Genomic DNA, 15,235 nt, shown 5'->3' with positions numbered 1-15,235 from the left:
TCGGGCCTTGCTTGCACGAAACGGGCTGCGCCTGGCCTAGCAACCTCGACAGATGTTGGGATTGAACTTGTGGAGGGTGTTTTGCTCAGGTTGCTGCGGCGTTCGTGTCCCGACCTTCCTGACCTTGCTCTTGCCCTCTTCAACGAGCGTGGCGAACCTCACCGTTCCATCGTCCGATATCTCGATGCGTGGCGTGGTGCCTCGAATGCCCATCGTTGCGACGGGGGTGTCGATCTTCATGTCGCCGGTCTTCGCGATGTTGCCGGCAACGAAGGTGAAGGTCCCGTTGGTCAGTTTGAGCAAGGTCGAGTTCGACTTGCCGTTCGGGTCGTACACGAACTCGGTCATCGCCATCTTGGCGTTGCTCGACAGATTGAACGAAGTGCCGTCGGAGAAATTGATCCCGACGCGTCCGTCAGCTCCAGTTTGCACCACGTCGCCCAGATAAACGGGGTCGCCAACCTGCGCCTGAGGCAGTTTGCCGGGCAGCCCTGCCTGAACGACGACTGCATTCGGATGCTCGATCGTGACCGAACCAGTGGCAGCTACGACCCTTCCGATGAATTTCAATTGGATATTGTCCGGTTCGGTTTGCGCCTGGACCTGGCCGGACGTGAGCGTTGCGAGCGCCAGGACGAAGCTTGCAAGCAATTGAACAATCAAATGGATGCGCACGATCCCCTCCACGAGAAGATCTTGTCGTGTCGTGGCTCGATGGTGATCGGGACCACCGGGCCGAGACCGCAGGACCTTGAGTGCCAAACGAGTTGTCGCAGACAGGCCTAAATGCCTGACGCAGTTCGACTAAAAATTAATAAGTGGACAATTTGCATGGTAATCATACTATTAATTTTGCGGGGCTGCACGCGCGATAAAGGACAGCTGTTCTGTCCTTTTCGTAAGGCTCCCCCGCAGTATTGGAATTCCATTTTTACTGCCGAATTTGGTTTCAATCAGGACGTTTCAGCGGACAAGCCTATGGCTGACGGCGCGGGGTTTTTCGCCGCGTGGCCGAACCAAGCCAAAATAAAAAGACTGCGGCGCCACTTTCCGCTCGAACTGCCTAACAGGCAAAAAGCCAATGTCAGTTGCGTCCGGCGTAGAGTTCGGGGACGCGTGCATGGCCGTTTTCGGCCAGCCGCCCCGCTTAGTTGGCACTGTTCGGACGGCGATCGGCTGCGGCACGATCGCGGGTGCCCGGGGCATACCGATTCAAATCGTGGCTGGCGATTCCGTTCGCCAGGGTGACGTCATCGAGGTCGGAGCCGGCGGGCGGATCGAAATCCGCCTGGTCGATGGCAGGGTGCTCAATTTGCCGGCCGGCACCCGGCTGGAGTTGGACTTCGCGCAGGACCCCACCGGGGGCTTGCGGCCGGGCCTGTTCGCGAAAACCAGAAGCCTCTTCCGCCTCATCGGCAGCCGGCTCGCAGGGTCTGGCGTCCTGACGGCGGACACACCGGTTGGCACCATCCGCGCCAGCGGCCTCGGCATGCTGTCGCTGGCCGCCCTGACCTTCTCGCTGCTGGAGGACGCCCGAGCCGCGGAGCCGAACGTCACGCTCCTGGACGACGACAACATCAAATACAAGGACCTCCACCACGGCGTGTTCGAACTCGTCACCAAGGAGGCGATCCCCCGTCACATCATCGTCGAGGATCCCGAAGAGACGATCATTCTGAGCAGAAAAGGCTCCTCCGTCGGGGTGAACCAAGCCACGAATTCCCCTGCGCACATGGAGGAACTACGGGAGGCTCAACAGGAGACCCTTGCCTATTTCGAGAAAGGACCGGCATCGAAAGGGTCCGGCATGCCTGCTCTCGAAGGCGGCCAATTGCTGCTGCCGATCAATTTTATTCAGCAGTCCCCGCTGTCGCCGGTGCAAGATACGCTCGGGCCGCTACCGGTGGCGACCTTCGCCAAAAATGATCTCTTCAAGCTGCCGCCGGCTCCGCCGAAGCTGAACCTCGGAGCGGGGCCGACTGAAATCGATACGGTGATATTTGACGACTTCAATGCGGCGAGCGGGACCTTTTCCGCGATCAGCATCAAGGGCGGCGCACTGAAATTCGGCATCAGCGGAGGCGCCACAGGCGATACGGTGCTGGGACAGGCGACATACGACGTGTCTAGCGTCGGTACATTTGGCACGCTTTATCTCAACAGTGCGACCGGAAATTACACCTTCGTTCCGAACAATACCGCAATCAACGCGCTGAAGGCCAACACGACCCAGAGCTTCGTGATCACGGTCTCGGACGGCGCGCTTTCGGCCAGCGAGAGCTTCGACATCAGCATCCTGGGCGCCGACGACGCCTCCATCATCTCCGGCACCATGGCCGGCTCGGTGGTGGGTGCGGTCGGCGTCAGTCATGCCTCGCCCGGCCTGCTCATCGCAAACGGCACGCTCACCGACACCGATGTCGACGATCCCGCCAATACCTTCACCGCCGTGAACGCGCCGACGACAAGCGCAGGTGGCTACGGCTCATTCACGCTCACAACGGCCGGCGTGTGGACCTATACGCTCGACAACGCCAACAGCTCCGTGCAAGCCCTCCATGTCGGCAACACGCTGACCGACAGCTTCACGGTGACCACGATCGGCGGAACCCCGCAGACGGTGACACTCACCATCCACGGCCCGCTGATCGAGGTTGGGACCGCGCCATCGCTGACGTTGAGCGAGACCCATCTGACAGCGACGACGCTGGACGACAATATCGCCGGCTCGGCACCGGACGCCGCGCTGACGACGACATCGGGCGAGTTCTCGGCGGCATTCGTCACCGAACCGGGTCTGACGGTCAGCTACGCACTGACGATCACCGGCGGCAACGGTACGGCGTCAGGGCTGATCGATTCGCATACCGGCCTCGCTGACATGCTGGTTCTGAACGGCAACACCATCGAAGGCCATGTCGGCACGGCAAGCGGGGCGCTCGCGTTCACCATCACGGTTGACCCGGCCACGGGCCGCGTGACCTTCGTCGAGCACCGCGCGGTCGAACAATCGTCGGGCACCAGCCCTGACAGCGGCGAAGGGATCGCGCTGGGGACCGGCCTCGTCAACCTGATCGCGACGGTCACGGAGAGCGACGGCCAGTACCAGGATCTAAGCATCGATCTCGGCAAGCAGCTGACAATCACGGACGACGGCCCGCGCATCGAGGCGGCGGGCACAGCCCCATCGCTGACGCTGAGTGAGACGCATCTGACGGCAACGGCGCTGGACGACCACATCGCCGGCTCGGCACCGGACGCGGCTCTGACGACGACTTCCGCCGATTTCTCGACCGCGTTCACTTCGGTGCAAGGCGCCGATGGCGCGACCATCCGCTACGCGCTGACGATCACCGGCGGCAACGGCACGGCATCGGGGCTGATCGACTCGCATACCGGCCTCGCTGACCTGCTGGTTCTGAACGGCAACACGATCGAAGGCCGCGTCGGTGCGACCAACGGCACGCTGGCCTTCACCATCACGCTCGATCCGGCCACGGGACGCGTGACCTTCACCGACTACCGGCCGGTGGAGCAGCCGCTCGGCACCAGCCCGGACAGCGGCGAAGCCGTATCGCTGGCCGCGGGCATCGTGGGCCTGACTGCCACGATCACGGACAAGGACGGCGACTTCCAGAGCGCCGGCCTCGACCTCGGCAGCAGGCTGACCATCAGCGACGATGGCCCCTGCATCCGGGCCAATTGCACCGCTCCGTCGCTGACGCTGAGCGAGACGCACCTGACGGCAACGGCACTGGACGACCATGTCGCGGGCTCGGCACCGGACGCGGCGCTGACGAAAATTTCCGCCGAATTCTCGACGGCGTTCAGCTCGCTCCAGGGCGCCGACGGCGCGACGACTCACTATGCACTGTCGATCAACGGAGGTGACTGCACCCCATCCGGTCTGATCGATTCGCATACCGGCTGCTCCGACGTGCTGGTTCTGAACGGCAACACCATCGAAGGCCATGTTGGCACAGCAAGTGGCGCGCTGGCATTCACCATCGCGGTTGATCCGGCCACGGGATGCGTCACCTTCACCGAATATCGCGCGGTGACGCATCCGGCCTGCGCCGGCCCTGACAGCGGCGAAGCCGTGTCGCTGACCGCCGGCGTCGTAAGCCTGGTTGCCACCATCACGGACAAGGACGGCGACTTCCAGAGCGCGTGCATCGACCTCGGCAAGCAACTGACGATCACGGACGATCACCCGACCATTTGCGGCTTCCCGGAGACCTTCGTCGCCGCTCAGGATCATCAGACTGCGACAGGTACCTACGATATCAATTTCGGCGCGGATGGCGATGCCGCGATGTTCGTTGCCGTCCACAACGGTCCGGTCGGCTGCTCGGGATATGATCTGGCCACATCATGCCTGGGCAACGGCATCACCGCGGTGCACGTCACCGGACATGGCGATGATTACAACTTCTACTATACGACCCATGAGGTGGGCGGCGGCGTCGAGCTCGACGCGTATCTTACCGATTGCGGCGGTAGGTTGGACGATCCTTATTTCAAGTTGCTGATCAATCCGGATGGAACATTCTGCTTTGATCTTGAGCACGCCGGGCCGTCGAAGGACGTCACCGTCCATGGCTCCGATTTTGATGCCCCGATCTGCGGCACGCCGTCATTGACGGCTCCGGACGGACAACTGGTTATTACCGGGTCGGACTGCGCCGGCCAGCCGCTCGATGTCAAGGCATCGGACTGCGGTATTGCGGTCGGCGACAGTGGACTGCAGATGGACCCGGCCGAGCAGTTGAATCTCGCGTTCACCGAGAAGCAATCGCAGGTCGGCTTCAATCTCACGGAATGGCAGGGCTACGGCACCGCCGGCGTGATCCTCAAGGTTCTTGATGGCAGCGCCGACGTTCACGACTTCTGCATCGATGTTCCCAGGCCGCTCTGCGGCAGTGCCGGCTTCGTGGTGCAGGAGACATCGGATGCTTCGCTGATCGACACCTACACCTTTGATGCCACGACGACGACGTATACGCTTTACGTTGACAGGTCGTTCGATCAAGTCCAGGTCGACTACGATCGGGTGGAAGCCGGGTGTCCCACCTTCGCGATCAACAACATCAGCTATACCGAAAAGACGAGCATCAATGCGGATCTGCTGTTCGATGTGACGGCGGTCGATGCGGACGGCGATTCGGCGACGAGCAGCCTTCAGGTCGATATTCAGTGCCACACGGCGGGGATGGACACCTTCATATTCGCCGCCAGCCAGGACAGCCCCGCGCCGCCGGTCGGCGCCAGCGCTCCCGCACCCGATGTTAGTCCGATGTCAACGAGTAGCCACGAGGACGCGGCGTTGTCTCAGGCAATCTTGCCCTTTGTAGACGGCGGAACGTCGGGAACGACCGAGCAGTCCTTTCATTTCGCGGAGCCTTCGAGCCTTGAACAGCAGGGAGCTTCGTCCCCTCCACAGTTTGATCAAAGCCTCGCATGGTTCGGCCGCCACGACGATTCCGCCGGATTTCAGCTGGCGCAAGGAGTTGCAACTGGTGGAACGCCGGCAATGGGGCCGGCTGTCCCGGAGCACCAAACAGATTTCTTCCCGGACCATACGCCGGACGCCGTCGTGACCCATCCGCTACACGATCTGATCATGTAGCGATCCCTTCGTCTAGCGATCCCTTGGGCGCGTGGCCGGCACTCCGGCCCGCGTCGGACGTTGACGCGGGCGGCCGGCAGCGTTTCTCGTGTCAGTGCCAGCCCTCGCCGGCCTTCAGCGCCGCCGAGAGGCTGCGCACCGGGCGCGTCACCAGCGGGTCGAGGTCGAAGCGCTTTTCAAGCATCTTGAGGATCGACGTGGTGTCGAAGTCCTCGTGCGCGACGCCTGACTTGTTGAAGCGCTTGGCGATCAGGAGCGCCGGAATGCGGGTGCCCGGGCCCCACTGGTCCGCAGCCTTGGCTTCGGCACCATGGCGGTTGAACGGAGGCGGGGGAACGTGATCCCACTGCCCGCCGAACTCGTCATAGGTGATGACGATCAGCGTGTCCTTGCCATCCGGCCCCTCGACGATCGCCTTGACGAGATCGACGAGATGCTGGCTGCCTTCGGACTCGCTGGTGTAGCCCGGATGCTCGTTTTCCTCGCCGATCGGCTTGATGAAGCTGACCTGCTTCAGCCGGCCGGTCTTCGCCGCCTGGATGAACTCCGCCTCGTCCTTCAGGCGATCTTTGCGGGCCTGCGTTCCGGGCGCGTAGTTGGCGAAGTAGTTGAACGCCTGATGGTGGTACTGGAAATCCACGTCCGGGCAGTTCGGGAACACCGCCGTGGAGACATGGTTCGGGTCGGTGCAGGTCGTACCGTTGCCGTTGGTCCAGCCCGAAGCGCCGACGTCGCCGTTGGCGTTCGACCAGCCGCCCGAATACCAGGCCCAATCGACGTGCTTTGCCGACAGCCGATCGCCGATGTTCGGCGTGTGCAGCGGCGGCAGACGCTTGATGTCGGCGGTGCCCGGGGAATAGGGCTGATAGAACGGCTGCGTGGTGTTGACCGCGTAGTCGCCGCAGGCGAGGCCCGCCGGCAGGCCGGCCTGATTGCACTTCGCCGTCAGCTGCGCATCCTTCACGGTCGAGAGCGGCGTGTAGAGCGGCGTGCTGGTCGGCATGCCGTTGGCATCGACGATCGAGTGGAAGTCGTTGGCGCTGCCGTCATTCAGGGCACCGACGAATTGGGGCGCCGCGGCGGCGACCAGGAACTGGTGGTTGAGGAACGAACCGCCGAAAGCACCCTGGAAGAAGCTGTCGGCAATGATGTAGTTCGGCGCGCCGTGGCCGTGGAGATAGGTGTAGATGGGTAGCTTCTTGGTGTCGTAATAGCCCATCACCAGACCGGCCGCATCACTGCCGGTCATGTAGCGGTTTTGCCGGCCGCCGTTCAGCTGGTACTGCTCGCTGTAGAAGCGGTGCACGATGTCCGCGGTGCAGCCGCCGGGCGCGCCGGTGCCGTTGAGGAAACCGTGAGCCGCGAAAGCGCCGAGCGGCTTCGGGCAGGTGGTGGCCGAGGTCGGAATGAATTCATTGATCTCGAACGGCTTGTTCTTGAAGGCGCTCAGGATCGCGACCGTGCCCGTATTGTCGGTGCAGCTCGTCGGTTGCGGCGACGGAGAAGTCAGGTTGACGTCGTTCTGCAGCAGACAAGCATAGACGGTCTGGTTGTCCTGCCGAACCTGCAGGGTGTGCGCCTGATCGGCGTAGGATGTGCCGTTGATCCGGTCGCGGCCGACGTCGCCCCAGTGACCGTAGAGGTTATCGAAGCTGTGGTTCTCCTGATAGATGACGACGATGTGCTTGTACTGGTGCACGCCTTCATGGCCACGATCCCGCAGGTCGCGCAGCTCGTCCTTGATCTCGTGCTTGAACTCATCAACGATCTTTTCGACCAAATTCTCTGCGTTTGCTACCGGCGAGATGGCAACGGCGCCAGCAACAACCGCGAGCGCCGGAATGGCTCCCCAAGGCCGCATAGTGCTCTCCTGATTTAGAAAGAAATAGAAATGGAGCTACACGCTATGCAAAACACATTTCGCTGGGATGACTGTTTTTCGACGCGCGCGCAAACGCGCGGAAAGATGCTCGCGCACCAACAGACTTTCATCGTGTCAAACGCAGACTGCGTTGCGTTTCGCTGATCGAGCGTCATCAAACCGCAATCAAAATTCGTCTATCCAGTCAGATGGTCATTGATCCTGCCGACAGGAAACTGTCACCTCCGTGACATCTTCCGACGCACGGCAGCGCATATGCATTTGTGACAGGGGCGTTTTCGCGCGATGGCTTGGGATATTCTGGCGTCCGGCTCCGGAAAACATCGTGCGACAGCCGCCGATCGCGGCGTCAGACCGGCACGGGTCGCGTGGCTGGCGCTCGTCGTTGCCCTGCTCCCGTTGCGCGCGACGGCGTTCCCGCTCGGCGGCGACCAGACCGTGCTGCCGACCGGCACCGAATTTTCCGAGGAAGCGCTGGCGCGGCCGCGCGAACTCTTTCATTCCGAAGCCGTCGGCGGGCGAAAGTCCTATTTGGTCAATCTCGGCGAGCTTGCGTTCAACTCGCCTTCCATCCTGGGGGGCAAGGCGCGTCAGGCCGAGATGAGCTGCGGCACCTGTCACGTCAACGGCGCATCGAACCCGAAACTGTTCGTTCCGGGCGCATCCTCCCGCCCCGGCACCTTCGATACGACCAGCCTTGCCTTCAACGCGAAGACGTTCAACAGCATCCTCGATCCGGTGAGGATTCCGAGCCTGCGCGGCGCCCGCTTCCTCGCCCCCTACGGACATGACGGACGCATCACCTCGCTGCGCGACTTCGTCTACAATGTCATCGTCAATGAATTTTCCGGTCCGAAGCCGCGTGACGAGGTTCTCGACGGCCTGGTCGCCTATATCAACGATATCGATTTCCTCCCCAATCCGAAGATTGCGCCCGGCGGCAGGCTTGCCGCGCAGGCGAGCCTGGCCGAGCGCCGCGGCGAAGAGCTGTTCTTCAAGCCGTTCCCGAAGCAGGCCGAGCTGAGCTGCGCCGGTTGTCATGTTCCGGGTGGAACCTTCAACGACCAGATGCGCCACGACGTCGGATCCGGTGGACTGGTCAAGACCCCGACTTTGCTGAACGCCAACTTCAACGCCCCGTATTTCCACGATGGCCGCTACGACAGCTATGAACAGGTGGTCGATCATTTCGATCGTGTGTTCGACCTCGAACTGTCAACCCAGGACACCCAGGACCTCGTGGCCTATCTGAATGCGGTCGGCGACGGCGAACGCCCGTTCGACAAGGACGGCGTCATGCTCCGGATGAAAGAGGTGCTCGAGCTCTCGAGCGTCCTCGAGGTCGCGATCCCGGCTGCCGACACCGCGGTGGTGTCGCTGGCCGTGACCGGGGTCGGAGCCGAGCTGCGCGAACTGACCGAGCGCATCCCGGACATCAGGAACACCGCGATCGGTGGCAAGGACGAGCGGCTGGCGGCGCGCGCGATCCTGAAGGACCTCGTTCTCACCCTGCGCCGCATCGATCTCGACGTCGCCGCCGGCCGTATCGACGACGCGATGGCTGAATATCGCAACTTTGCGCAGCTGGCGCACTTCGACGTACCCGTCGCTCTGAAAAAGGCCGAACCCTGGTCGCTGTTCAACAGCAACGTGCATCAGTCGCACTACACCGCGCTCGGCCGGATCCTGCCGGTAACAAGCCAGCAGTCGCACTAACGGACGGCGTGCTCACTCCGAAGCCGGCGGCTCAACCCATACGTCACTCTGCTGGATCCGACGGATCAGCGCTTGCGGGTCGAACTTGCGCAAGCCTGCGGGGATTTCAAACGTCTGCGCCGGCTGCGGCTCGTCGCGGATGTGATCGGCAGCGATCACCGTCCCATCCGCGGTCTTGATCCGTACCGGAAATCTGCGCGCGCGGTCGATCCAGCCGACAAAGCTCAAACCGGACGGCGCGGCGATTCGAAAGACGTCTGTGTCGTGCCCCGCGATGGTTTCCGTTCCATCGCGCTGGCAGTGCCACGTCGCGAGGTCGATCGGCGCGGACAGCTGCGCCATCGCCAGCCATTGCCGGCAGGGATCATCCGGATCAACCGGAATGAACATCCGGGTGAGCGGGCTCGATTGCCGCGCGTCCATGTAAGCCCGTGCCGCCGGACGGACGAAATAGGCCGCGGGCTTGCCCGTATCGATCAGGAAGAACCCGTCGGGCAGCGCGCTTGTCTCGATCCGTGCTTTTCCGCCCGAGACCCGCAAGGCTCCCATGGCGGTTGCCGTGTCGTCCTTGTTCGCGACGAGGTCGGCGGAAAACTGCTGCGCCATGGCCGGGATCGCCGCGCCGGCCGGGATGGCGACGGCAAGCAGGCTAGCCGCGACGCTGCTGCTGATCGCGCACGTCTTCTTATTGCGTTTCATCGCATGTCTCCGGTCGATCAGGTGGCAGGGACACAACATGACGGCGCCGACCGAACCATTGGTTCGATCGGCGCCGCCCTTGGATGCAGTCAAGAGCCGTGGGCGAGAGCTTGATCACTCGGTGTAGGACAACATGACCGGCTTGCTGAAGTCGAACGCGTCGAACATATCAGACAATGCCGGGCTGTTGGTCGGAACATACTCGTTGTTCTTCGAGTAGGTCGGGTTCGGCAGGTTGTCGCGGCTGCGGTTCGTGAGCGGCTGGAGAGCCCAGTTGCGCTCGATGAACTTCAGCAGCGAAACGTGGTCGGCGTAGTTGTGGTTGACCTTGCCGCCCGTCGAATAGGGCGAAAGGATCAGGGTCGGAATGCGCGGTCCGTCGCCGAAGAAGTCGATGGACTGCTGGTAGCCGGAGTCCCAATAGCCGCCGGCCTCGTCCCAGGTGATGAAGACCGCGGTTTCAGCCTTCAGCTCCGGATTGTTGTCCAGCGAGTTGAGCACGTTTAGGACATAGGCCTCGAACAGATCAACCTTCGAGCTCTGCGGATGACCGTCGAGCAGGCCGTCCGGCTTGCCGAACGACACCGCAGGCAGCGTGTTGTTCTGGATCGCCGTGATCAGATCGGCAGTGTCCTTCATGTGAGCCTGACGCACGGCCGGGTTGGCCATGATCGAGGTCGCATACTGGAACGGATTGCAGATCTGGCAGTAGGCAACACCGAGCGCGTGCGCCGGATCGGCGACCGCAGCGGCGCTGAGGTTGGGGTTCGACGGATTGGCGGCAACCGCGGCGTTGGAAAGCGCCACGGCGTCGTTGAACGCGCCACCATAGAACGCCCAGGAGACGTTCTTCTCCATGAGCGCATCGCCGATCGTGCGAACCGACGACGGCGGCACGTTGTTGCCGCCCGACAGCGCGCCGTTCGGCAGATAGCCCGGGTTGACGTTGTTGAGCATGTAGTAGTGGTTGGGCTTGCAGTTCGGCTCCGCCGCATACGGCAGATTGTTGAGGTAGGTGACGATCGGCTTGACGCCGGGCTGGAAGACATCAGAGCAATTGCTCCAATTGCCATCGACGGTGTAGCGGTTGACCGAACCCGCGACCGGATTCGGATTGGCGATCAGGTTGGCCGGCGGCGTCACCGGATTGCCCTTGCCGTCGCTCCAGAAGGCCGCGTCACCGGTACCGAGCATGAAGTGGTTCGCGCCGGTGCCGCCATGGAACGACTGGTGGAAGTTGTCGCTCAGGGTGAAGCGGTCGGCCAGCATCTTCAGGACCGGAGCCTGACCCTGCTGGGCGTTGTAGTAGCCCATCGAGTTGGCCATGCTCTTGTTGGACGCCGAATAGGTCGCCATCACGAACGGGAACAGGTCGTTCAGGCAGCCCGAATTGTTCTTCTTGGTGGCGTTGGCGGCGCTGCAGTCTTCCTGCTGCCAATCCTGGTAGAAGCGATGCGTCGAGTCGCCGGTATAGTCGTCGTCGCTGATCTGCTCACCCTGCAACTGGAACGGTCCGTTCAGACCGCCGGCGCCGGGAATGCGGGTATCCAGCACACCGGTCGGCAGGCCGCTGAAGCCGGTGGTGAGGATATCGAGATCGGCCGGGTCCATGTCCTTCTCGACGCTGGCTTCGGCGATCGTCTTGAACGGGGGCGCGGTGTCGCTCTGCGCGGTCGGCGTGCCGGCCGTGTTCGGCTGCGGCATCGGGTTGGTCGCGTTGTAGGGCGACTTCGCGATGGTCGGTGCGCCGATATAGTACAAGGGCTGGCCCGCGACGGAGGACTGCTGCGCCTGCGCAAAGTTCGGTCCCGGCGTTCCATCCTCGTTGACGATGCCCTTCGACAACAGGTTGGAGATGGTCTGCCCCTTGCCCTTCGGCTTGTAGATACCGAAGGTGTGATCGAGGCCGCGGTTCTCACCGATCAGGATGATGACGTGCTTGATCGGCGACGCGGTCTTCACGCCGTGATCGCCGTCACCATGATGGCCATGGTTCTCATGATTCGCACGATCGCCCTCTTCGTGCGCCTGGTGATTGTGATGCGGACGCTTGTCCCAATCACTGCGGCCGCCCGGATAGTGAGTGGCATATGCGGCCGTTGCGACGAGCACCGTTGACGCGATGCAGAGCGCGGTGCTGGTTCGCCAGTGCTTTTTGTAATTCAAACTCATTGTCGACCTCAGGGTGTTTGCGGTTAGCAACGCACACTGCTTAGTGCGACAATATGACGCATGGTTTTCGCTTACATGAAAGCGCGCAAGAAATTTCGAAACGTTCAAATATTTTCTGAGGAGACATCTGCCGCCGCGCGGTGCATCTCCACGATTCAATCATGCAACCAATGATCGAAAATTGATCGAGCATCCGCGCCGCAGCGCAGATCGCAAAATCACTTCAATACAACGCAATCAATGCGAAAGGTGCCTGGAGCGCATCACCTGGCGAAGCGCAGCATAATGTTGGTCATGCACGCCTTGATTGAATAGCGACCACGGCTCGGCGCTGGCCAGCAGCGCAGGCACTGCAGCAGCCATCAGATTGCGATAATTCCTGAACTCGGTTGCGGCATCCGCGTTGCGCCCTGCCGCAACCGCCATCTCGATTCGCCGCAGCGTGAGCACGAGCTCCTTGAGGCCGTTGCGCGCAAGTACGCGCTGCTGCTCCCCGCCCGAGACGCTGGTGTTCTTGCGGTCGGGATACTGCTCGGTCAACTCGCGCAGTTCGCGGCCGATCGTATCGACCGCCAGCGCGACGATGTCCTTGTCACCGGACGGAATCGCAGTCGCGAGCACCATCGAGAAATCGTTGATCTCTTTCAACGTTGCACCGGCACCGTCGCGCTCATAGGGCTGAACGCCATCGCCGACCGCCGTGAGATAGGCGACGAGGTCGTCCTTGTCCTGCGCCGAGAGGTCGAGCTGAAAAGTCCGATCGAAATAGTCGACAACCTGGTTGTAATTGTCGAAGCGGCCGTCGTGAAAGTACGGCGCGTTGAAGTCGGCGTTGCGCAGCGTCGGCGTCTTGAACAGGCCGCCCGAACCTACGTCGTGCTGCTGGTGATCGACAAAGCCGGACGACGGAACGTGGCATCCCGCGCAGCTCAATGATGGATCGTGCGGGAACGGCTTTGCGAACAGCGCTTCGCCGCGGCGCTCCGCGTCGCTGATCTTGCCGGCCAGCCGTCCGGCGGGACCAAGGATCGGATTGGGCAGGAAGTCGATGTCGTGAATATACGCCACGATCGCATCGAGCGTTGCCGGCGACGGCTCGGGACCTGCGAACTCGTTGGTGATGACGTTGTGGACGAAGTCGCGCAGCGAGGCGAATCGGCCGTCTGCGCCGTAGGGCGCTAGATAACGGGCGCCGCGCAGGCTCGGGATCCGCACTGGATCGAACGCCAGATTGTTGGCCTTCGGATTGAACAGCGGACCGGTGGTGTCGAACGTGCCGGGCCGGCTCGACATCTTCGGCATGAAGAATTTGGCGTTATTCGCGCCATTGACGTGGCAGGTGCCGCAGCTCACGCCGGCCTGCCGCGCCACGTCACCGAGCAGCCCGGGCGAATTGAACGCGAGATCGCCGAGATTCACCAGATACGACTTGGCTCCGGTCCGCTCGGACTGGAACACCTCGCGCGGCTTGTCGAGCGCATCCTCGTTCAGTTCGGTCGCGACAGGCAGCACGGTCTTGTCACCGTCAACCGGAAACGCCACCGCACGCCCGAACAGTGCCAGGGCGATGACACCGGAGAGCAGCGTGGCCAGACGCAGGTGAAGCGATGTCATCGCGCCTGGGCCTCTAGGGTCGGCCGCTGCAGCCCGAGCTTTGCCGAGGCGCTCTGCAACGCAACCACCAGTTCCTCGCTGGTCTGGCGCAGATCGGCAATGTTGACATGCGGCAGGTCGGGCGTAGCGACGATCGCTTCGAGCTGCTCGATCCGGTTGGTCACCATCTCGTCGAGCTTGCCGTCGACCGTGTTGAGCGCGGCCGAGAAGATCGTGTGGTAGGCGAAGTCGATGCCGGCGATGTTGTTGCGCATGTCGTCCAGCGAGGTGCCGCTAATGCGCGACTCGCCGCCATCGGCCTTGCTCTCTCCGACCTCGTAGGCAAGCCGCACCGTGCCATCCAGAAGGCCCTGCGGCGTCAGCTTGATATCCTTGAGCTTGCCGTGGAGATCGTTCAGATGCTCGACAAGGCCGGTCGCATCCGTTGCAACGTCGGTGCTGGCAGCTCCGAACAGTTTCGCCTCGATGGCGTGGAACCCGCTGTCCGCGTTGGGCCAGGCGTCGATCTGCGCATCGAGCTCAGGCACGAAGCCCGCGGTGAACACCTCCGAGCGCTCCCAGCCGGCGCGCGCCGACAGCCAGGCCTTCTTCGCTCCGGGCAAATCCGCCGCTGCGGCGCGCTCGCGCAGTGCACGCGCGCCTGTCAGCGCACTGGCGACGCCCTCGATCAAATATGGCCGGTAGCGCTCGGCGCCCTCCTCGAGAGCGCCGGCATTCGCGGCGCGCACGCCTGCGAACGCTGCCAGCAAAGCAAGGCACGCCGCCACTTGCATCTTGTGCATAGTCAACCCACTCGTCTGCCACGAAGGGATCGCGGCATGTAGCGGGGCGAACTATTGTCGGTATCCTATGCGGATTTGTGACAGCGCAGACTTTTTGTCGCATCTTTTCTGCTTCGCGATCGTCGATGACGATCACAATCTCGCAAACTCGTTGGCGCTGCTGCAGACGGATTGAAATTGGACTGTTCAACGCGCGTGAGTTGTTGCAACACAACGTTCGCACCCGTCACACTTGTCCGTCGTCATGCAGATTGATCGCGAAGCTCTCTATTTTATCGGATCTTACGGCGCGCTTTGCATGCTTTGCTGCGCGGTCGCGCTGATCGATCTTCGCCACGGCATCATCCCGAATTGGCTGAACCTTGCGATCGCGGCGCTCGGTCTCGCCAACGTCGTCGTCACCGAAGGCACGATGGCCGCCTTCACCGCCATGGCGATTGCGGTCCTGGTCGGCATCGTGTTCCTTCTACTGCAGCGTCTTTACTTCGCCTTGCGGCATGTCGACGGATTGGGACTTGGCGACGTCAAGTTTCTTGCCGCCGCGGCGATCTGGGTCGGCGCGACAGGCGTTCCGACCTTGCTGCTGATCGCGGCACTCGCGGCGCTCGGTGTTGCCGGCGGCCTGCAACTCGCAGGTCACGAGATGAAGCGCCAGACCTCGATCCCGTTCGGCCCGTTTCTGGCGCTCGGGTTTCTCGTGACGCCGGCCCTTCAGAGCTGGCTCGCGTTGAACTAGCATCT

9 protein-coding genes are annotated in these 15,235 nt (G+C 62.4%); 3 read left to right on the top strand and 6 right to left on the bottom strand.

Features of this window, described 5'->3' with window-relative positions:
* Positions 1-36: 36 nt before the first annotated feature.
* Entirely contained in the window at positions 37-687 is a 651-nt protein-coding gene (locus J2R76_RS32045) for a FecR family protein (RefSeq protein ID WP_253625345.1), read from the bottom strand.
* Positions 688-1,120: 433 nt separating this feature from the next.
* Here J2R76_RS32045 and J2R76_RS32040 point away from each other — a divergent pair, with 433 nt between their 5' ends.
* Positions 1,121-5,629, top strand: coding sequence for a DUF5801 repeats-in-toxin domain-containing protein (locus tag J2R76_RS32040; protein ID WP_253625344.1), 4,509 nt, complete (start codon positions 1,121-1,123; stop codon positions 5,627-5,629).
* Between the two features lie 91 nt (positions 5,630-5,720).
* On the opposite strand, the gene J2R76_RS32035 is transcribed toward J2R76_RS32040, so the two are convergent.
* Positions 5,721-7,490 carry an alkaline phosphatase family protein gene (locus tag J2R76_RS32035; protein ID WP_253625343.1) on the bottom strand — a complete coding sequence of 590 codons (1,770 nt, stop codon included), beginning with the start codon at positions 7,488-7,490 and terminating at the stop codon, positions 5,721-5,723.
* 306 nt (positions 7,491-7,796) lie between these two features.
* Between J2R76_RS32035 and J2R76_RS32030 the strand changes: the two genes are divergently transcribed.
* Positions 7,797-9,227 carry a cytochrome c peroxidase gene (locus J2R76_RS32030; protein ID WP_253625342.1) on the top strand — a complete coding sequence of 477 codons (1,431 nt, stop codon included), beginning with the start codon at positions 7,797-7,799 and terminating at the stop codon, positions 9,225-9,227.
* A gap of 12 nt (positions 9,228-9,239) precedes the next feature.
* Here J2R76_RS32030 and J2R76_RS32025 read toward each other — a convergent pair whose 3' ends face one another.
* The 4 genes from J2R76_RS32025 to J2R76_RS32010 all read right to left on the bottom strand — a co-directional run bounded on the left by J2R76_RS32025 (position 9,240) and on the right by J2R76_RS32010 (position 14,494).
* Positions 9,240-9,926: a hypothetical protein gene (locus tag J2R76_RS32025; RefSeq protein WP_253625341.1), complete on the bottom strand. Its 687-nt coding sequence runs from the start codon at positions 9,924-9,926 to the stop codon at positions 9,240-9,242.
* 114 nt (positions 9,927-10,040) lie between these two features.
* Positions 10,041-12,092 (bottom strand): alkaline phosphatase family protein, encoded by a 2,052-nt coding sequence (locus J2R76_RS32020; protein ID WP_375166583.1) that lies wholly within the window; start codon positions 12,090-12,092, stop codon positions 10,041-10,043.
* A 243-nt stretch (positions 12,093-12,335) separates the two neighbouring features.
* Positions 12,336-13,712 (bottom strand): cytochrome c peroxidase, encoded by a 1,377-nt coding sequence (locus tag J2R76_RS32015; RefSeq protein ID WP_253625339.1) that lies wholly within the window; start codon positions 13,710-13,712, stop codon positions 12,336-12,338.
* Positions 13,709-14,494: an EfeM/EfeO family lipoprotein gene (locus J2R76_RS32010; RefSeq protein WP_057017731.1), complete on the bottom strand. Its 786-nt coding sequence runs from the start codon at positions 14,492-14,494 to the stop codon at positions 13,709-13,711. Before J2R76_RS32010 ends, J2R76_RS32015 begins: the two co-directional genes overlap by 4 nt.
* Before the next feature lie 298 nt (positions 14,495-14,792).
* Here J2R76_RS32010 and J2R76_RS32005 point away from each other — a divergent pair, with 298 nt between their 5' ends.
* Entirely contained in the window at positions 14,793-15,230 is a 438-nt protein-coding gene (locus J2R76_RS32005) for an A24 family peptidase (protein ID WP_253588787.1), read from the top strand.
* The last annotated feature ends 5 nt before the right edge of the window (positions 15,231-15,235 follow it).

This window comes from Bradyrhizobium sp. USDA 4532 (assembly GCF_024171315.1).
Taxonomy (GTDB): domain Bacteria; phylum Pseudomonadota; class Alphaproteobacteria; order Rhizobiales; family Xanthobacteraceae; genus Bradyrhizobium; species Bradyrhizobium australafricanum.
This window is presented reverse-complemented; position numbering and strand designations above follow the sequence as displayed.

What these genes read in the sequence shown, in the direction of transcription:
- J2R76_RS32015 (WP_253625339.1), bottom strand. Translation starts at nt 13,712, where the DNA reads ATGACATCGCTTCACCTGCGTCTGGCCACGCTGCTCTCCGGTGTCATC.
- J2R76_RS32005 (WP_253588787.1), top strand. Translation starts at nt 14,793, where the DNA reads ATGCTTTGCTGCGCGGTCGCGCTGATCGATCTTCGCCACGGCATCATC.
- J2R76_RS32035 (WP_253625343.1), bottom strand. Translation starts at nt 7,490, where the DNA reads ATGCGGCCTTGGGGAGCCATTCCGGCGCTCGCGGTTGTTGCTGGCGCC.
- J2R76_RS32030 (WP_253625342.1), top strand. Translation starts at nt 7,797, where the DNA reads ATGGCTTGGGATATTCTGGCGTCCGGCTCCGGAAAACATCGTGCGACA.
- J2R76_RS32025 (WP_253625341.1), bottom strand. Translation starts at nt 9,926, where the DNA reads ATGAAACGCAATAAGAAGACGTGCGCGATCAGCAGCAGCGTCGCGGCT.
- J2R76_RS32040 (WP_253625344.1), top strand. Translation starts at nt 1,121, where the DNA reads ATGGCCGTTTTCGGCCAGCCGCCCCGCTTAGTTGGCACTGTTCGGACG.
- J2R76_RS32010 (WP_057017731.1), bottom strand. Translation starts at nt 14,494, where the DNA reads ATGCACAAGATGCAAGTGGCGGCGTGCCTTGCTTTGCTGGCAGCGTTC.